This is a genomic window from Phytohabitans rumicis (assembly GCF_011764445.1).
Taxonomy (GTDB): Bacteria; Actinomycetota; Actinomycetes; order Mycobacteriales; family Micromonosporaceae; genus Phytohabitans; species Phytohabitans rumicis.
Map to the genome: position 1 here is coordinate 8,472,761 of NZ_BLPG01000001.1, position 16,992 is coordinate 8,489,752.

Genomic DNA, 16,992 nt, shown 5'->3' on the forward strand with positions numbered 1-16,992 from the left:
TGGTGTGATGGCGATGCGTACCGTAAAGCACTTCATCGGTGGAGCCTTCGTCGACGGCAGCGGGGACCGGCGGCTGCCGGTCTACGACCCGGCCACGGGCGAGACCCAGGCCGAGGTGGTCGCGGCGACCGACGAGGAGGTACGCGCCGCGGTGCGGGCCGCCCTCGACGCGCAGCCCGGGTGGCGGGCGGCGTCGCTGTCCCGCCGCGCCGAGGTGATGTTCCGGTTCCGCGACCTGGTCGACGCCAACCGCAAGGAGATCGCGTCGCTGCTGTCGTCCGAGCACGGCAAGACCGTGGCGGACGCCGGCGGCGAGGTGGCCCGCGGGCTGGAGAACATCGAGTTCGCCGCGGGCGCGCCGCACCTGCTCAAGGGCGGCTACAGCGAGCAGGCGGCCACCGGGGTCGACGTGTACTCGATCCGGCAGCCGCTGGGCGTCGTCGCGGGCATCACGCCGTTCAACTTCCCGGCGATGGTGCCGATGTGGATGTTCTGCAACGCGCTGGTGGCCGGCAACACGTTCGTGCTCAAGCCCAGTGAGAAGGACCCGTCGGTGTCCCTGCTGCTGGCCGACCTGCTGCGCCGGGCCGGGCTGCCGGACGGGGCGTTCAACGTCGTACAGGGCGACAAGTCCGCCGTGGACGCCCTCATCGCCGACCCGGACGTGCGGGCACTGTCCTTTGTGGGCTCGACGCCGGTGGCGCGGAGCATCTACGAGGCGGGCACCCGGGCGGGCAAGCGGGTGCAGGCGCTCGGCGGCGCGAAGAACCACATGGTGGTGCTGCCCGACGCCGACGTGGCCGCGGCCGCCGATGCCGCCGTGTCGGCCGGCTTCGGCTCGGCGGGGGAGCGGTGCATGGCCGTCTCCGTCGTGGTCGCGGTCGGCGCCGCGGGCGACGCGCTGGTGCCGGCCATCGCTTCTCGCCTGGCCAAGATCCGGGTAGGGCCGGCCAGCGACCCGGACGCTGAAATGGGTCCGCTCATAACCGGTGCGCATCGCGATCGGGTCGCCGCCTACCTCGCGACCGAAGGCGGGCAGGTCGTCGTGGACGGCCGGGAGGCGCCGGCCGCGGTCGGGCCCGGCTTCTTCCTCGGACCATCCCTTGTGGACCACGTGGAGACGGGGTCGGCGTACTACACCGACGAGATCTTCGGTCCGGTGCTGTCGGTCGTCCGGGTGGACACGTACGACGAGGCGCTCAAGCTGGTCAACGAGAACCCGTACGGCAACGGCACGGCCATCTTCACCCGGGACGGCGGCGCGGCCCGGCGCTTCCAGTACGACGCGGTGTGCGGCATGGTCGGCGTGAACGTGCCGATCCCGGTGCCGGTGGCGTACTACAGCTTCGGCGGCTGGAAGGCGTCCCTCTTCGGCGACCTGCACATGTACGGCCCGGAGGGGTTGCAGTTCTACACGCGTACGAAGGTGGTCACATCGAGGTGGCCAGATCCAGCGACGTCCGAGGTGGACCTCGGCTTCCCGAAGGTGAGGTGACGACCACAATGGACATTGGCGTCGTCTTCCAGTGTGACCCACCCGCGTCCGCGGTCGTGGACCTCGCGAAGAAGGCCGAGGCGGCCGGGTTCAGTCACGTGTGGACGTTCGACTCCCACCTGCTGTGGGAGGAGCCGTTCGTCATCTACTCGCAGATCCTCGCCCAGACCGAAAGGGTGGTCGTGGGTCCGATGGTGACCAACCCGGGCACCCGGGACTGGACCGTCACCGCGTCGCTGTTCGCCACCCTCAACGAGATGTACGGCAACCGCACGGTCTGCGGCATCGGCCGGGGCGACTCGGCGCTGCGTACGCTCGGCTACCCGCCCACCACGGTCAAGGAGCTGGGCGAGTGCGTGAACGTCATCCGTGACCTCGCCAACGGCCGCTCCGCCGCGTACCGGGGGACCGAGGTGCACTTCCCATGGGTCAAGGACGGCTCACTGGAGGTGTGGGTGGCCGCGTACGGGCCGCGGGCGCTCGCGCTGACCGGGCAGGTGGGCGACGGGTACATCCTGCAGCTCGCCGACCCGGACATCGCCGCGTGGATGATCTCGTCGGTGCGGGCCGCGGCGGAGAAGGCCGGGCGCGATCCGGCGGCCATCAAGTTCTGCGTGGCCGCACCCGCGTACGTCGGCGACGACCTGGCCCACCAGCGCGACCAGACCCGGTGGTTCGGCGGCATGGTCGGCAACCACGTGGCCGACATCGTGGGCCGCTACGGCAGCTCCGGAGCCGTACCGCAGGCGCTGACCGACTACATCGAGGGCCGGCAGGGGTACGACTACGCCGAGCACGGCCGGGCCGGCAACACGCACACCGACTTCGTGCCGGACGAGATCGTGGACCGGTTCTGCCTGCTCGGCCCGATCGAGGCGCACCTGGCCAAGCTCCAGCAGCTGAAGGAGCTGGGCGTGGACCAGTTCGCGCTGTACCTGCAGCACGACGACAAGGAGCACACGCTCGCCGCGTACGGGGAGCACGTCATCCCGGTGTTCAGCACCGCACCGGCGCGCGCATGAACCAGCGGGTCCGCACGGTGGTCGCCGCGGTCGGGGCGGTGGTCCTCGCGGCGCTGCTGTGGGAGGCGTACAAGGCGGTCGGCAGCCCGGACGGCACCAGCGTCTTCGGCGTACGGGTGCTGCCGCGGGCCGACGACGCCGCGATGCCGCACGTGCTGGACGTGGTACGCCGCTTCGGCGAGCCCGAGTTGGCCGGCGGTGACCCCATCGGGCTCGTGGTGCTCAAGTCGTGCCTGTTCACGCTGCGCAGCGTGGCGGTCGGCTTCGGCGTCGGGGCGCTGATCGGGCTGGTGCTGGCGGTGGTGATGCAGCGCTTCCGGGTGGTCGAGCGGGGGCTGCTGCCGTACGTGATCCTGTCCCAGACCGTCCCGCTGATCGCGCTCGCCCCGGCCATCGCCGGCTGGGGCGGGAAGCTGTCGCTCGGCTCGTACCCGTGGCAGCCGTGGATGTCGGTCGCCACGATCGCGGCGTACCTGGCGTTCTTCCCGGTGGCGGTGGGCATGCTGCGCGGGCTCCAGTCGCCGCCGCCGGTGGCCGAGGAGCTGATGCACAGCTACGCCGCCAGCTGGTGGCACACGCTGGTGAAGCTGCGGCTGCCGGCCTCCACGCCGTACCTCTTCCCGGCCCTGCGGCTCGCGGGCGCCGCGGCCGTGGTCGGCGCGGTGGTGGGCGAGATCTCGACCGGTACCCGCGGGGCATCGGCCGGCTGGTCATCGAGTACTCCCGGGAGGCGACCGCCGACCCGGCCAAGGTCTACACCGCGATGGTCGGCGCCGCGCTGCTCGGCCTCGCGGTGGCCGCGCTGGTCGCGGCAGCGGAGTTCGCCGTGAACCGCCGGAGGGTGACAACATGACCGCGGCCGTGGAGCTCAAGGGCGTCGACAAGGTGTTCAACGCCGGCCGGCCGGGCGAGGTCGTCGCGCTGACCGGCGTCGACCTGACCGTCGAGAGTGGACAGTTCGTGTCCCTGATCGGCCCGTCCGGGTGCGGCAAGTCCACGCTGCTGCGGCTGGTCGCCGACCTGATCCCGCCGACCGGCGGCTCGGTCACCGTCGCCGGCAAGCCGGCCCGCAAGGCCCGGCTGGACCAGGAGTACGGCATCGCGTTCCAGCAGGCGGGCCTGTTCGACTGGCGGACCGTGCAGCGCAACGTGGAGCTGCCGCTGGAGCTGCGTGGCGCCAGCCGCAAGGAGCGGCGCGAGCGGGCCGAGGAGATGCTCGAACTGGTCGGGCTCGCCGACTTCGCCAAGCACTACCCGCCCCAACTGTCCGGCGGCATGCAGCAGCGGGTGGCGATCGCGCGGGCGCTCGCCGTACACCCGCCGTTGCTGTTGATGGACGAGCCGTTCGGGGCGCTGGACGAGATGACCCGCGAGCGCCTGCAGGACGAGCTGCTGCGGATCTGCGCCCGCACCGGCACCAGCACGGTCTTCGTCACGCACTCGATCCCGGAGGCGGTCTACCTGTCCAACCGGGTGGTCGTGATGTCGCCGCGCCCCGGGCGGATCACCGACGTCATCGAGATCGACCTGGGGCCGCGCTCCGAGGCAACCCGCCAGTCGGCCGGGTTCTTCGCCGGCATCACCAAGGTCCGCAAGGCGCTGCGGCGCCCGTCCGCCGCCGCGGCCGTACTCGATGAGGCCGAGGTCTCGGCGTGAGTCGCGGGTTGCGCCTGCTCCCGCCGATCGCCGTCGGGCTCGGCGGGCTGGCGCTGTGGGAGCTGATCGTCAAGGCCGGCCAGGTGGCGCCGTTCATCCTGCCGGCGCCCTCGGCGATCTGGGAGCAGTTCTGGCTCAGCCGCGAGGTGATCTGGAAGACCGGCCTGGCCAGCGGCGCGAACGCGCTCGTCGGCCTGGTCGTCGGCGCGGTCGTCGGCATCCTCGCCGCGATGGCGTCCAGCCGCTTCCGGTTCCTCGGCGAGGCGTCGGTGCCGGTCGCCGCCGCGCTCAACGCGCTGCCGATCATCGCGCTGGCCCCGATCCTCAACAACATGTTCGAGTCGACCAGCAGCATCCCGCGCCGGATGGTCGTCGCGATCGTGGTGTTCTTCCCCGTCTTCATCAACACGCTGCGCGGGCTGCGCGAGGTCAACCCGACACACCGGGAACTGATGGACAGCTACGCGGCGGGCGGCTGGACGTTCACCCGGCTGGTACGGCTGCCCGGCGCGCTCCCGTTCGTCTTCACCGGTCTGCGCCAGGCGTCCTCCCTGGCGGTGATCGCGGCGGTGGTCGCGGAGTACTTCGGCGGTCTGCAGGACGGCCTGGGCTCCCGCATCACCTCGGCGGCGGCCAACACCGCGTACCCGCGCGCCTGGGCCTTCGTGGTCGGGGCGTGCGTGCTCGGCCTGGTGTTCTACGCCGCCGCGCTCGGACTGGAACGGCTCGCCACTCCGTGGCGGTCCAGCCGTTCCGGATGACTCAACCAATCCGGAGGATTTGATGAGAAGGATGATAGGCGCGGCGCTCGCGGGTGTCCTCGCGCTCGGCGCTTGCGGCACGGCCGACGAGGACGAGCCGAGCGGCGGTGACGCCACCGGCGGCGTCACCAAGGTGAAGCTGCAACTCCAGTGGTTCGTGCAGGCCCAGTTCGCCGGCTACATCGCGGCGGTGGACAAGGGCTTCTACACCGAGCAGGGCCTGGACGTGCAGATCCTGGAGGGCGGCGTGGACATCGTGCCGCAGACCGTGCTGGCCCAGGGGCAGGCCGACTTCGCGGTCTCCTGGGTGCCCAAGGCGCTCGCGTCGCGGGAGCAGGGTGCGCAGATCACCGAGATCGCGCAGATCTTCCAGCGGTCCGGGACGTACCAGGTGTCGTTCGCGGACAGCAGCGTCAAGGCGCCGGCCGACCTCAAGGGCAAGAAGGTCGGCAACTGGGGCTTCGGCAACGAGTTCGAGCTGTTCGCCGGGATGACCAAGGCCGGGCTCGACCCGGGCAAGGATGTCACGCTGGTGCAGCAGCAGTTCGACATGCAGGCCCTGCTGCGCCGCGACATCGACGCCGCGCAGGCGATGAGCTACAACGAGTACGCCCAGCTGCTGGAGGCCAAGAACCCGAAGACCGGCCAGCTCTACCAGCCGTCCGACTTCACGGTGCTCAACTGGAACGACGTCGGCACCGCGATGCTCCAGGACGCGGTGTGGGCCAACAGCGAGAAGCTGGCCAACGACACGGCGTACCAGCAGACCGCGGTGAAGTTCCTCACCGGCACGCTCAAGGGCTGGGCGTACTGCCGGGACAACGTCGAGGAGTGCCGCGACATGGTCGTGAAGAAGGGCTCCAAGCTCGGCGCGAGCCACCAGCTCTGGCAGATGAACGAGGTCAACAAGCTGATCTGGCCGTCGCCGAACGGCATCGGCCTGCTCGACGAGACCGTCTGGAAGCAGACCGTCGACCTGGCCCTGACCACCAAGAACCAGGACGGCCAGACAGTCATCACCAAGCAGCCCGAGGGCACGGCCTACACCAACGAGTACGTCCAGAAGGCCATCGACTCCCTGAAGTCGTCCGGTACCGACGTGGCCGGGACTTCCTTCCAACCAACGACCGTGACCCTGAACGAGGGCGGCGCGTAGGGCTCCGGGCCTGAGCAGGGGCGCCCCCGCCCCCGCGCACTGCGTGAGCGGGGGCGCCCCCTCATGCCACCCTTGCGGTGATCATGGAGTTAGCGACAAAGGGAGCGCTCTCCGTGCTGCTAACTTCATGATCACCGGCGCAAGATTCGCCAAACTCGTGAGCGCATCCCTACTAGACCGATGGGGTTTATGGGGTAGGGTGGCGGCATGAGACTCGACTTGCTCTCCGTCGCGCGGGACTGGGCAGCGCAGCCCGGCCAGTGGACGGTCCGACCCCAGTACGACCCGGTGGAGCGGTGGTACGCCCGGATGGCGGACACCGCGGACCACGAGGTCTGGCTGTTGACCTGGCTGCCTGGTCAGGAGACGGACTGGCACGACCACGGGGGCTCCGCGGGGGCGTTCGTCGTGGTCTCCGGCACGCTGGTCGAGCGGACGGTGAGCGGCGGGCGGGTGGCGCACACCACGCTGCCGGCGGGGACCGGGCGGCGGTTCGGGGCGCACCACGTACACGGCGTCACCAACCACGGCACCGAGCCGGCGATCAGCATCCACGCGTACGCCCCGGCGCTGCGCTCGATGACCCGTTACCGCCTCGACGGCGGCAAGCTGCGCGTGGCCGAGGTGGAGAAGGCGGGAGTGAGCTGGTGAGGACTTCGTTGAGCTGTCCGAGCAGTGGGCGGGGGATCGACCAGATCCTTGCCGAGGCGCGGGCCCGGCTGCACCGGGTGGAACCGGAGGCGGCCCACCTCGCGCACCGGCGCGGTGCCGTGCTGGTCGACATCCGGCCGGCCGCCCAGCGCGCCGCCAACGGGGAGATCCCCGGCGCCCTGATCATCGAGCGGAACGTGCTGGAGTGGCGCTTCGACCCGCGCAGCGACGCCCGGCTCCCCATCGCCGGCCGGTACGACCTGCCGGTGATCATCTTCTGCCAGGAGGGCTACACGTCGTCGCTCGCGGCGGCCGCCCTCCTGGATCTCGGCCTGCACCGCGCCACCGACATCGCCGGTGGGTTCGCCGCGTGGCGACAGGCCGGGCTGCCGTCCTTCGGCCCGGCGGACGTCTACGCAATCTTCAACGCCGCACCGCCCGCACAACGGGCGTGAGGCGACACACCCCGTAACACGAGGAGTACCCCATGACCATCGTCGCCCTCCCGCAGCGAAGGCACCTGTTTCCGGCCGCCCCCGACCGGCACTGACCGTCACCTTCACGGTGCCGCTGTCCGGCGACTCGCTGAGCCCGCACGCGTTTCGGCTCCTGGAGGTGGTCCGCGACCTGGTCGAGGGTGGTGAGGGGACGATCGCGATCGGAGCGGTCCCAGCCGAGCCCGTCGCGGTGGAAGACGAGCACCGGATCCAGATCTTCGTCGACTCCCGTACGGTGCTGCGCGGCGGCGAGCCGCTGGAGCTGACCCGGCTCGAGTTCGACCTGCTGCTGTTCCTCGCCCAGCACCCGCGGCGGGTCTTCACCCGGATCCAGCTGCTCAGCTCCGTCTGGGGGTACGAGCACGCCGTGGCCCGGACCGTCGACGTACACGTCCGGCGGCTCCGGGCCAAGGTGGGCGAGACGGTGCCCCTGGTGACCACCGTGTACGGCGTCGGCTACCGCCTCGCCGACGACGCCCAGGTGGAGCTAGTGGGCCACGTCCACGACCAGCCGGGTCGGGTGCTGTAGGAGCATCACCCGGAAGCCGGTGCGGCGGTTGGTGTCCACAAAGGCCGATACGGTGCCGTTGTCGTACACCGTGAACGACACGTTGCTCGGCCGCGGCCCGGACACCACCGCGCCGGACGGCTTCAGCCCGGTCAGGCCCACGTGGATCCGGTTCGGGTGCAGCCGCTGGTACGCCACGCTCACCAGCGGGTGCTTGGCGGTCCGCAGGTCGAACACCAGCCGGTCGTACCCGGGGTGCCGGCCGGAGCGCACGCCGGCGACGTTCACGGTGTCCGCGCCGCCGCCGCCCCAGAAGGTCGCGGTGCCGAACGGCTGCGCCGGCTGGTGCGCCACGTCCACGGCGATCCGCGGCGGGTTGGTCAGCCGCAGCACCCGGAAGCCGACCCGGTCGGCCAGGCCGAGCCCGGCGAGGATCCGCCCCTCGAACGCCCCGCCGAACTTCACCTGCCGCAGCGTCGGGTAGCCCGGGTTGAGCACCCGCCGCAGGTCGTACTTCGGTGGTGCCGCGCCGTCGAAGACGATCCGTAGGTCGGCCGGGCCGGCGAGCGGGATCGGATCGCCGGTGCCGATGCCCACGAGCGGGCCGTACTCGACCCGGTAGCCGGGCGTACCCCCGGTGAAGTCGAACACGACCCGGTCGTACCGGTCGTGCCGGCCGTGGCGTACCCCGATGAGGGTTGGTGGCGACGGCGCGTCCGGCTGGGCGGTGGCCGCGCCGGTGATGGGCCTGGTTTGGGTGGGTGCGGGCAGATCCGCCTGTCCGGCGGCCGCGGTGGTCGCGCCGAGCACCGGCGCCACGAGGCAGGCGAGCACGAGCGGGTATTTGATCCACATGACGTCCTCCTGGGTAGTGGTGGGAGGAGGACGCCGCAGGTCGGCGAGCGGTTTACCCGAGGAGTGTCGCGATGGCGACAAGCGTGCCGGCCGCGGCCACCGTCGTCAGCACGATCGCGTCCCGGGCCAGCGACACACCCCGGTCGTAGCGCGAGGCGAAGACGAAGACGTTCTGCGCCGTCGGCAGGGCCGACGTGACGACCGCCGCCAGCAGCGTCGGCCCATCCAGGCCGAGCAGATGCCTGCCGATCAGGTACGCCAGGAGTGGCTGGACGATGATCTTGAGAACGACCGCGGTGTAGCGGTCCCGCCCGTCCGGCCCGGGTGCGAGCGGGCGGCTGCCGCGCAACGACATGCCGAGCGCCAGCAGCGCGAGCGGCACGGCGGCCGAGCCGATCAGCTCGAACGGGCGCAGCGCCTCGGCGGGCGGGTGCCACCCGGTGGCGGCGACGATCAGGCCGGCCCCGGACGCCAGCATGATCGGGCTGCGCAGGGGCAGCCCGACGAGGCGGCGGACCGACGGCCGGTGCCCGGTGGCGGCCACGTCCAGCACGGCGAGCGCGGTGGGCGCGGCCAGCAGCGTCTGGAAGAGCAGCACCGGCGCGATGAACGACACGTCGCCGAGGACGTACGCGGCGACGGGGATGCCGAGGTTGCCGGCGTTGACGTACGAGGCGGCCAGCGTGCCCACCGTCACCTCGGCGGCCGGGCGCCGGCGCGCGGCGAGCGCCACGTACGCCGCGGCCACGATCAGGGTGCTCAGCACGAACGCGGCGAGCGCGCCGGTGAACACCTCGGCCAGCGACGACGTGGCCAGCGTGGTGAACAGCAGCGCGGGCGTGGCGATGAAGAAGACCAGCCGGGCCAGGACGGTGGGGCCGGCCGGGCCGAGCAGGCCGTACCGGCCGATCAGGTAGCCGACGAGGGTGACCGCCCAGATGGCGGCGAACCCGGCCAGTACCCTCGCACGGGGGTAAGCATGGCCAGTCCTCGATCATGGGGCACCATGGGGGTATGGAGCGTCCCACGTTCGTATACGACGGTGACTGTGCGTTCTGCACCATGTGCGCGCGGTTCGTCGAGCGGCGCGTGCCGACCCCGGCGCGGGTCGTACCGTGGCAGTTCGCGGACCTGGACGCGCTCGGCCTGACCGCGGCCGACTGCGAGGGCGCCGTCCAGTGGGTCGACCCGGCCACCGGGGCGGTCGCCGCCGGCCCGGACGCGATCGCCGAGCTGCTGCGCTCCAGCCACTGGGCCTGGCGGCCGGCCGGTGCCGTGCTAAGGCTCCGCCCCGTGCGGGCGCTCACCTGGCCCGCGTACCGCTGGGTCGCCCGCAACCGCCACCGCCTCCCCGGCGGCACCGCCGCGTGCGCCGTGCCGCGCCCGGCGGAGCCACTGTAGGGGCCGGCTGAGCCACTGTAGGGGCCGGACCAGCTCCAGCGGCAGGAACGCCGTCATCGCGATCAGGTGCGGGGCGAAGGAGATGGTGATCGCCGCGTAGGTGAACAGGTGGAACGAGTAGAAGAACGCGATCCCGGCGTACCGGCGGCGACCCTTGAGCACGAAGATGAGCGGGCTCATCAGCTCGAACGCCACGATCCCGAACTGCGCCGCGATCAGCAGGTACGGCACCTGCGCGATCAGGTCGCCGAAGTCCGTGCCGCGGCGGATGACCGCTCGGGCCAGCACCGAGCTGGTCACCCAGTCGACGCCGCCGAAGCGCAGCTTCGCGAACGCGGCCAGAAAGTACGTGCACACCACCGCGATCTGGGTGACCCGCAGCGCCCACCCGCCCGCCTCGGTGGGCGTCTGGTCGCCGTGCCGGGCCCGCCCCACGGTGGGCAGCACGGCGAGCGCCACCAGGAAGCCGAACCGGTCGTGGTCCACCTTCCCGTAGCTCATCGCGATGATCATCCACTCGAAGTACAGCGCGAAGACGGTCCAGCCGAGCGCCCGCGGGGCCCGGCCGGTCGCCGCGGCCAGCGCCGCCACGATCAGCAGCCAGAAGATCCCGTGAACGAGCGCCGAATTGGGCGTCGGCAGCGGCAGCACCCGGCCGATGAGCAGCGGCTGGTAGAGGTCGCCGGGAACGTCGGCGTGCGTGCGTACCCATGGTGTGATGACGGTTAAATCCGCGATGACAAAGAGGTAAACAAGCGTGCGGAAGGCCGCGATCCGTCCGCGCGGGACCGGCTCGAACAGCCATCTGGTCACGGCGGTCACGGCGCCCATCGGGCCACCGTCTCGTCGGTGTGGGTGCCGGTCGGCCGGCTGTCCTTGACGCCCTCCTTGCGGATCACGATGCGCACCTCGACCAGCGCCGGCGCGCCCGGATTGCGGCTGACGTACGCCTCGGCGACCTTGCGCAGCAGCGACGGATCCGCCTCGTACGCGGCCATCTGCCCCTCGATCTCGGCCCGCCGGATACCGGTGCTGGCCTCGGTGAGCTTGACGACGGCGCCGGTGGTGTCGACGCCCTCCACCCGGGTGTCGGGCGCGGCCTCGTCCGGCCCCGGCGCGGTGGAGTACATCCGGAACGGGCCGAACGGGAAGTCGTCGTCGACGCCCCAGATCGTGCCGGCGAGCAGCAGCGCACCGGCGGCCACCGTGGCCAGCAGGCGCGCCGCCCGGCCGGAGGTCGTCAGCGTGTCCACTGGACGGTGACCATACCGGACGATGATCGTCCACGACCGCCCCCGGCCCGTACGCCATTTAGCAGCAATTTCATGCACGCAGTGAGAGCAATCGATTCCAGTGAGCTTGTCGATTGTCACATTTCTGCAACGCCCGTGCCTATTGACCCGAGACCGGGCGGGCCGGGACCATCGTGACATGCGGTCTGTTGGGGATACTTGTGTGCCTTCTTTCGCCTCTCGCACTCCCTTAGCGACGGGCACGCTGTCGCTCAGAGTTTGACCGGCGGAATGTTGCCGAGAATTACGGCGGCATCACCGCTGGCAATGTTGAGTTATCCGGCCATCCGCCTCGCGTTTGAATAGCGCGAGCGATTTGGCGGATCCGCTGAGGAGGACCCATGTCGGCCGTTGCCGCCTCGTCGCGTGCCGGGTGGCACCTGTCCCAGCCGGCCGGGCCCGGCCGGCCACCGTCGGCCACACGCCGGCCCGCGGGCAGCACGTCGCCCACGCTCACCGTCACGTTCTCGATCCCGCTGTCGAGTGACGACGGGCTGACCCCGCAGGCGTTCCGGCTGCTGGAGGTGGCCCGCGAGTTGGTCGAGCGGGGCGAAGGCACGGTGAGCCTGGCGCCCGCACCCGCGCAGCCCGCCGCCCCGGAGCCCGTCTTCGAGACGCCCGCCCCCGCCGGCGACGCCAACAGCCTGCACATCATGGCCGCCTCGCGCACGGTCCTGCTCGACGGCGAGACGCTGCGGCTGACCCGGCTCGAGTTCGACCTGCTGCTCTTCCTCGCCGAAAACCCGCGCCGCGTGTTCAGCCGGCTACAGCTGCTGACCGGCGTGTGGGGCTACGAGCACGCCGGCGCGCGCACCGTCGACGTACACATCCGCCGGCTCCGCTCCAAGATCGGCATGCACGTCCCCCTGGTCACCACCGTGTACGGCGTCGGCTACCGCCTAGCCGACGACGCCCAAATCGCCATAGCCCGCGACGCCTAACCCGTCCCCTTCCCCCGCCGCGCTCGCCCCGCGCTCGCGCCGGGCCCGGCTCGCGCCGCGCGCGGCCGGGGCTCGGCGTCGATCAAGGGATTTCCCGCCGATCAAGGGCGAACGGCCGTGGTTCGATCTCCAATCCACGACCGTATGCCCTTGATCGGCGTACAGGTCCTTGATCGGCGAGGCCCGCCGGGGCGCCGTGGGCTCGCGTCGCGAGGCCGCGGCGCTGGCGCGCCGCGTTGACCGCAGCGGGTGTGGCGCGCGTCGATCAAGGCTTTCGCCGTCGATCAAGGGCGAATGGTCGCGGATTGGTGATCGAAGCGCGGCCGTTTGCCCTTGATCGGCGGGAAATCCCTTGATCGGCGCGCGCCGGTCCTTGATCGGCGAGGCCGGCCGGGAGGTGGGGCTCGCGCGGCGGGCCGTGGCGCTGCGCGCCGCGTTGACCGCGACGTGGCGCGCGTGGTGTGGGCGTGCGGTTGGCGCGCCGGGCGGGTCGGGGTGGGTTGGGTTGGGCGTGCGTCGATCAAGGCTTTCGTCGTCGATCAAGGGCGAATGGTCGCGGTTTGGAGATCGAAGCACGGCCGTTTGCCCTTGATCGACGAGGAGAGCCTTGATCGCGGCGGGGCGGGCGGCGGGGCGCGGGCGCGGCGGCGCGGCGGGGGCGTGGGGCGTGGCGGCGTGGCGGGGGCGTGATGGGGTGATGGGGGTGGCGGATGCTGGGGGATGATTCGGGCGATCACGCCGGCGTTGCTGGTGGAGGAGGTGGCCGGGCGGCTGGCTGCGGAGCGGGTGGGGGAGCGGCTGCGGGTGGCGGTGGACGGGGCGCCGGCGGCGGGACCGGATGCGCTGGCCGCCGCGCTGGTCGATCCGCTGCGGGCTCGTGGGCGGCCGGCCATCCATGTGCCGGCCGGTGGGTTCTTGCGGGCCGCGTCGTTGCGGTACGAGTTCGGGCGGGACAATCCGGACTCGTTCTACGCCGGCTGGCTCGACGAGGCGGGGCTGCGGCGCGAGGTGCTCGACCCGGTCGGTCCGGGCGGGTCCGGGCGGGTCCTGCCGAGCCTGTGGGACGCGGTCACGGACCGGGCGACCCGAGCCGGCTATGTTACGGCGCCGGCCGCCGCCGTCGTACTCGTGAGTGGGCAGTTGTTGCTCGGCGGCGGCCTGCCGTTCGACGTGTCGGTGCATCTGGTGATGTCCGCGGCGGCGCTGGACCGGCGGACGGCGGCCGACCAGCGGTGGACGCTGCCGGCCTATGCCCGGTATGAGGCGGAGGTGGCGCCCGCGACGTTCGCGGACGTCGTGGTGCGCGTGGACGACCCGCGACACCCCGCCCTGGTGGAGACTGGGGGGCGTGGGTGAGATCAAGGTCGGCACCGCGTCCTGGACCGACCGGACCCTGCTGGCGTCCGGCTGGTACCCCGCGAGCGCGGACACGGCGGAGAAGCGGCTGAGCTACTACGCGGACCGGTTCGCGCTGGTCGAAGTGGACGCGACCTACTACTCGCCGCCGGCCGAGCAGACCGCGGCGCTGTGGGCGCAGCGCACGCCGCCCGGGTTCACGTTCAACGTCAAGGCGTTCAGCATGCTGACCGGGCACCCGACGAAGGTGTCGTCGATCTACAAGGACCTGCGGCCGGAGACCGACAAGACCAATGTGTACCCGGACGACCTGGGCCCGGCCGCGTACGAGGAGGTGTGGGCGCGGTTCCTGTCCGCGCTCCAGCCGCTGGTGGACGCCGGCAAGTTGGGCGCGCTGCTGTTCCAGTTTCCGCCGTGGTTCACGATCCGCCGGTCCAACAAGGAGTACCTGCTGGAGGTGCAGCGGCGGGTCCGGCCGCTGCGAGCGGTGTTCGAGTTTCGGCACGCGTCCTGGTTCGACGGGAGCAACCGGGACGAGACGCTCGGCTTCCTGCGCGAGCACAAGCTGCCGTACGTCGGCGTGGACATGCCGCAGGGTCACAAGTCGTCGGTCCCGCCGGTGCTGGCGGCGACGGCCGACCTGGCGGTGGTGCGGTTTCACGGGCACAGTGACAAGTGGACGAGCAAGGACATCCACGAGAAGTTCGGCTACCTGTACTCCGGGCGGGAGCTCAAGGAGTGGGTGCCGAGGCTGCGCGAGCTGGCCGCGGAGACCGACCAGACGTACGTGTTGATGAACAACTGCTATCGGGACTACGCGCAGCGGAACGCCGCCGATCTGACCGACCTGCTGAGCGGCTGAAACGGCTTGTGCGGTTGCGTCCGGGCGGGTGTTGTGCGTGACTAGCCCGATGGCTTGGTACCTCGCGCCGTCGCTCTCGGTGCTCCGATCGGAGGTCAACACGCGTTGGCCCCGGCGGGACAAGACCAGCGACGGCACCATCGGTGATATCGCGCACCAGCAGCGGCCGAGCGATCACAACCCGAACTCCCGCGATTCGGTCGACGCCTGGGACATGGACAAGGACGGCGTCGACGTCGACGAGGTGATCTGGGCGTTTGAGCAGCATCCGAGTGCGCACTACTGGATCTGGAACCGGCAGACCGCCGACAAGGACAACGGCTGGCGCCGGCAGCGGTACGACGGGGAGAACCCGCACACGGCGCACGTGCATTTTTCGATCAGGCAGAGCGCGGCCGCCGAGCAGAATCGGCGGACCTGGGGACTACTGGAGGACACCATGACGCCGGCCGAGTTCGTCAAGATCCTGGACGACCCGCAGGTGCAGGCCAGGATGCGCCGGTTGCCGTGGCAGTACATCGGCGGCGGCATCCCCGTCGGAATGTCCACGTTGGGCGTGCTGAACGGCGCGTACACGTACGCCAAGGCGGCCGCGGGCCAGCCGCCCGTGCCGGCCGACCTGGTCGAGCGGCTGGACGCGATCCTGGCGGCCGCACTGGACGAGGGCGACGGCTCCGTGCGGCTCGATCCGGACGCGCTGGCCGAGGTCCAGGCGATCCGGGACGCCATCGGCGCGCTCTGACCTTTGTAGGGGGTCGGTTGGACCCCGTTCACCGAGGGCGTGTAGGAAAGGCGGGTGGCTTGGTACCTCGCGCCCTCGCTGTCCGTACTCCGTTCGGAGGTCGACACCCGTTGGCCCCGCCGGGACAAGACCAGCGACGGCACCATCGGCGACACCGCGCACCAGGAGCGTGCGAGCGACCACAATCCGAACTCCCGCGAGTCGGTGGACGCGTGGGACATGGACAAGGACGGCGTCGACGTCGACGCGGTGATCGGGGCGTTCCAGCGGCACCCGAGCGCGCACTACTGGATCTGGAACCGGCAGATCGCCGACAAGGACAATGGCTGGCGGCGCCAGGCGTACGACGGCGAGAGCCCGCACACCGCGCACGTGCACTTTTCGATCAGGCAGACCGCCGCCGCGGAGCAGGACCGGCGGTCGTGGGGACTTCTGGAGGACGACATGGACTTTCGGGATGGCGGCGACGGTGAGGCCCTGATCTACCGGCTGTCGGCGCTGGTGACGGGTGCCGCGACGGTCCAGGGTGGCCCGACCAAGGGCGAACGCGTCGCTCTCATCGAACGGGTCAACAGCACCCTGTCCAGGCTCGACGCGTTGACCGCGCGGGTCGAGGCACTGGGTGCGGCCGAGGCGCAGCGGGACGCGGCCCTGCGCACGCTGCTCGTGGAGCACAGCTCGGGTCAGCTGGACGCCGAGGCGGTGGTACGCCGAATGGGTGAACTGCTCGCCGCGTCGGCGACCCAGAGCTAGCCGTCCGCCTGATATTGCCGGGTTCCTTCTTCTGAGGTCGTGGACCTGACAGACCAGGCAGGACCGGCTCCTCGACACTGTGGACACGTCGTAGCGACCACAGGAGGAGCCATGGCGCCGACGAGGGCGCAGTTGGAGGCCGAGCCGTGGTGGGGCCGGGAGATCATCACCACGGAGCTGGACTGGCTCGGTGACGAGATCTGCCGGCTCACCCACCGGCCCCGGGGAGCGGCCGGCACCAAGGGCGACATCGCGCACCTGCGGGGTGCCCACCGCTCGCAGGAGTGGATCCTCAACTCGAAGTTCTGCGCGCGGCGGGCGTACACCGTCCAGAGTGGCCTGAGCGACGCCCAGCGGCGCCACATCGCCGGGTTCGACTTCACACCCGGCGAGTGGGGTACGGCGGAGAACCGCCGGCTCATGAAGATCTACACCCAGCGGCTGCTGACCGCGATGAGGGCCGGCCGCCTCGACGAGGTGCGCGAGATGTTCGGCACCGTCGACGGCGAGGAGGTGACCGGGTGGAACAACGTGGAAAACCGCTTCGTCACGGCGGGCAGCTCCCATCTCGACCACTGGCACCTGTCGATCGACCGACGCCACTGCGCTAACCAGGCATTGATGGAGCGGATCCTCGCGATCGCGCTCGGAGAGGACGATGACGACATGGCCAACATCCAGCAGGGCGACTGGGAGGCTCTGAAGTGGCGGGTCGAGGGCCTGGTACGCGGCCGGACGACCGAGCTCAAGGGCCCCACGGCCGGGTCGCCGATCGTGCCCAACACCAAGATCGGCGTGCTGGAGCAGAAGATCGCGGCGCTCGGCACCGCGGTCAGCGCGCTCGGGCCCGAGGTGGCCCGCCAGCTGCGCGCCGAGTTCGACCAGATCGACGCGTCGAATAGCGCCATCCTGGCCGCCATCAGCCAGGCCGACGACTCCATTGAGGACGCCGACTCGCCCGAGGAGATCGCCGCGCGGCTGCGCGAGGTCCTCGGCGACAAGGCGAAGGCGGTGGGCGCTATCCTCGCCCAAAACTGAACGGGG

General features: G+C 71.1%; 20 protein-coding genes and 1 pseudogene. 16 read left to right on the forward strand and 5 right to left on the reverse strand.

What is annotated here, in order from left to right; translation table 11 throughout:
- Positions 1–13 precede the first annotated feature (13 nt).
- The 9 genes from Prum_RS38365 (at position 14) to Prum_RS54125 (ending at position 7,767) form a co-directional block, all read left to right on the forward strand.
- A complete protein-coding gene (locus tag Prum_RS38365; protein ID WP_173081658.1) occupies positions 14–1,495 on the forward strand; it encodes a CoA-acylating methylmalonate-semialdehyde dehydrogenase in 1,482 nt (493 codons plus the stop codon).
- A gap of 8 nt (positions 1,496–1,503) precedes the next feature.
- Positions 1,504–2,517, forward strand: coding sequence for a TIGR03842 family LLM class F420-dependent oxidoreductase (locus Prum_RS38370; RefSeq protein WP_173081660.1), 1,014 nt, complete (start codon positions 1,504–1,506; stop codon positions 2,515–2,517).
- Positions 2,514–3,347: an ABC transporter permease gene (locus tag Prum_RS38375; RefSeq protein WP_246278376.1), complete on the forward strand. Its 834-nt coding sequence runs from the start codon at positions 2,514–2,516 to the stop codon at positions 3,345–3,347. Before Prum_RS38370 ends, Prum_RS38375 begins: the two co-directional genes overlap by 4 nt.
- A gap of 19 nt (positions 3,348–3,366) precedes the next feature.
- Positions 3,367–4,173, forward strand: coding sequence for an ABC transporter ATP-binding protein (locus tag Prum_RS38380; RefSeq protein WP_173081662.1), 807 nt, complete (start codon positions 3,367–3,369; stop codon positions 4,171–4,173).
- On the forward strand, positions 4,170–4,934 hold the full coding sequence (locus tag Prum_RS38385) for an ABC transporter permease (RefSeq protein ID WP_246278377.1): 765 nt from the start codon (positions 4,170–4,172) through the stop codon (positions 4,932–4,934). The genes Prum_RS38380 and Prum_RS38385 overlap by 4 nt, the downstream gene beginning before the upstream one ends.
- Positions 4,935–4,956: 22 nt before the next feature.
- A complete protein-coding gene (locus tag Prum_RS38390) occupies positions 4,957–6,090 on the forward strand; it encodes an ABC transporter substrate-binding protein (RefSeq protein WP_173081664.1) in 1,134 nt (377 codons plus the stop codon).
- A 207-nt stretch (positions 6,091–6,297) separates the two neighbouring features.
- On the forward strand, positions 6,298–6,741 hold the full coding sequence (locus tag Prum_RS38395; RefSeq protein ID WP_173081666.1) for a cysteine dioxygenase: 444 nt from the start codon (positions 6,298–6,300) through the stop codon (positions 6,739–6,741).
- Positions 6,738–7,196, forward strand: a complete 459-nt coding sequence (locus Prum_RS38400) for a rhodanese-like domain-containing protein (protein ID WP_371871322.1) — start codon at positions 6,738–6,740, stop codon at positions 7,194–7,196. The genes Prum_RS38395 and Prum_RS38400 overlap by 4 nt, the downstream gene beginning before the upstream one ends.
- Complete coding sequence (locus Prum_RS54125) at positions 7,099–7,767, forward strand: winged helix-turn-helix domain-containing protein (RefSeq protein WP_371871323.1); 669 nt, start codon at positions 7,099–7,101, stop codon at positions 7,765–7,767. Before Prum_RS38400 ends, Prum_RS54125 begins: the two co-directional genes overlap by 98 nt.
- Here Prum_RS54125 and Prum_RS38410 read toward each other — a convergent pair.
- Together Prum_RS38410 and Prum_RS38415 are read right to left on the reverse strand one after the other, a co-directional pair.
- The gene (locus Prum_RS38410; RefSeq protein ID WP_173081668.1) at positions 7,726–8,601 is read right to left on the reverse strand and encodes an AMIN-like domain-containing (lipo)protein; all 876 of its coding nucleotides are present in this window, start codon (positions 8,599–8,601) and stop codon (positions 7,726–7,728) included. The genes Prum_RS54125 and Prum_RS38410 overlap by 42 nt on opposite strands.
- 52 nt (positions 8,602–8,653) lie before the next feature.
- Positions 8,654–9,559 carry an AEC family transporter gene (locus Prum_RS38415; protein ID WP_173084645.1) on the reverse strand — a complete coding sequence of 302 codons (906 nt, stop codon included), beginning with the start codon at positions 9,557–9,559 and terminating at the stop codon, positions 8,654–8,656.
- Between the two features lie 56 nt (positions 9,560–9,615).
- Here Prum_RS38415 and Prum_RS38420 point away from each other — a divergent pair.
- A pseudogene (locus Prum_RS38420) lies at positions 9,616–9,990 on the forward strand (thiol-disulfide oxidoreductase DCC family protein); the annotation flags it as partial.
- Here the strand turns inward: Prum_RS38420 and Prum_RS38425 are convergent.
- A complete protein-coding gene (locus Prum_RS38425) occupies positions 9,880–10,833 on the reverse strand; it encodes an MFS transporter permease (RefSeq protein WP_308785408.1) in 954 nt (317 codons plus the stop codon). The pseudogene Prum_RS38420 and the gene Prum_RS38425 overlap by 111 nt on opposite strands.
- On the reverse strand, positions 10,821–11,255 hold the full coding sequence (locus Prum_RS38430) for a hypothetical protein (protein WP_173081672.1): 435 nt from the start codon (positions 11,253–11,255) through the stop codon (positions 10,821–10,823). The genes Prum_RS38425 and Prum_RS38430 overlap by 13 nt, the downstream gene beginning before the upstream one ends.
- A 380-nt stretch (positions 11,256–11,635) precedes the next feature.
- On the opposite strand from Prum_RS38430, the gene Prum_RS38435 reads away from it, so the two are divergent.
- Positions 11,636–12,235 (forward strand): winged helix-turn-helix domain-containing protein, encoded by a 600-nt coding sequence (locus Prum_RS38435; protein ID WP_173081674.1) that lies wholly within the window; start codon positions 11,636–11,638, stop codon positions 12,233–12,235.
- On the opposite strand, the gene Prum_RS38440 is transcribed toward Prum_RS38435, so the two are convergent.
- Positions 12,194–12,778, reverse strand: a complete 585-nt coding sequence (locus tag Prum_RS38440) for a hypothetical protein (RefSeq protein WP_173081676.1) — start codon at positions 12,776–12,778, stop codon at positions 12,194–12,196. The two genes, Prum_RS38435 and Prum_RS38440, sit on opposite strands and share 42 nt — an antisense overlap.
- Before the next feature lie 177 nt (positions 12,779–12,955).
- Between Prum_RS38440 and Prum_RS38445 the strand changes: the two genes are divergently transcribed.
- From Prum_RS38445 to Prum_RS38465, 5 genes are all read left to right on the forward strand, one after another.
- Positions 12,956–13,591, forward strand: coding sequence for a nucleoside/nucleotide kinase family protein (locus Prum_RS38445; RefSeq protein ID WP_173081678.1), 636 nt, complete (start codon positions 12,956–12,958; stop codon positions 13,589–13,591).
- Complete coding sequence (locus Prum_RS38450; protein WP_173081680.1) at positions 13,584–14,453, forward strand: DUF72 domain-containing protein; 870 nt, start codon at positions 13,584–13,586, stop codon at positions 14,451–14,453. Before Prum_RS38445 ends, Prum_RS38450 begins: the two co-directional genes overlap by 8 nt.
- Positions 14,454–14,490: 37 nt before the next feature.
- On the forward strand, positions 14,491–15,195 hold the full coding sequence (locus Prum_RS38455; protein ID WP_173081682.1) for a hypothetical protein: 705 nt from the start codon (positions 14,491–14,493) through the stop codon (positions 15,193–15,195).
- A 54-nt stretch (positions 15,196–15,249) separates the two neighbouring features.
- Complete coding sequence (locus Prum_RS38460; RefSeq protein ID WP_173081684.1) at positions 15,250–15,948, forward strand: hypothetical protein; 699 nt, start codon at positions 15,250–15,252, stop codon at positions 15,946–15,948.
- Between the two features lie 111 nt (positions 15,949–16,059).
- Positions 16,060–16,986 carry a hypothetical protein gene (locus Prum_RS38465; RefSeq protein ID WP_173081686.1) on the forward strand — a complete coding sequence of 309 codons (927 nt, stop codon included), beginning with the start codon at positions 16,060–16,062 and terminating at the stop codon, positions 16,984–16,986.
- Positions 16,987–16,992 lie beyond the last annotated feature (6 nt).

What these genes read in the sequence shown, in the direction of transcription:
- Prum_RS38365 (WP_173081658.1), top strand. Translation starts at nt 14, where the DNA reads ATGCGTACCGTAAAGCACTTCATCGGTGGAGCCTTCGTCGACGGCAGC.
- Prum_RS38370 (WP_173081660.1), top strand. Translation starts at nt 1,504, where the DNA reads ATGGACATTGGCGTCGTCTTCCAGTGTGACCCACCCGCGTCCGCGGTC.
- Prum_RS38375 (WP_246278376.1), top strand. Translation starts at nt 2,514, where the DNA reads ATGAACCAGCGGGTCCGCACGGTGGTCGCCGCGGTCGGGGCGGTGGTC.
- Prum_RS38380 (WP_173081662.1), top strand. Translation starts at nt 3,367, where the DNA reads ATGACCGCGGCCGTGGAGCTCAAGGGCGTCGACAAGGTGTTCAACGCC.
- Prum_RS38390 (WP_173081664.1), top strand. Translation starts at nt 4,957, where the DNA reads ATGAGAAGGATGATAGGCGCGGCGCTCGCGGGTGTCCTCGCGCTCGGC.
- Prum_RS38395 (WP_173081666.1), top strand. Translation starts at nt 6,298, where the DNA reads ATGAGACTCGACTTGCTCTCCGTCGCGCGGGACTGGGCAGCGCAGCCC.
- Prum_RS38410 (WP_173081668.1), bottom strand. Translation starts at nt 8,601, where the DNA reads ATGTGGATCAAATACCCGCTCGTGCTCGCCTGCCTCGTGGCGCCGGTG.
- Prum_RS38425 (WP_308785408.1), bottom strand. Translation starts at nt 10,833, where the DNA reads ATGGGCGCCGTGACCGCCGTGACCAGATGGCTGTTCGAGCCGGTCCCG.
- Prum_RS38435 (WP_173081674.1), top strand. Translation starts at nt 11,636, where the DNA reads ATGTCGGCCGTTGCCGCCTCGTCGCGTGCCGGGTGGCACCTGTCCCAG.
- Prum_RS38445 (WP_173081678.1), top strand. Translation starts at nt 12,956, where the DNA reads ATGATTCGGGCGATCACGCCGGCGTTGCTGGTGGAGGAGGTGGCCGGG.
- Prum_RS38465 (WP_173081686.1), top strand. Translation starts at nt 16,060, where the DNA reads ATGGCGCCGACGAGGGCGCAGTTGGAGGCCGAGCCGTGGTGGGGCCGG.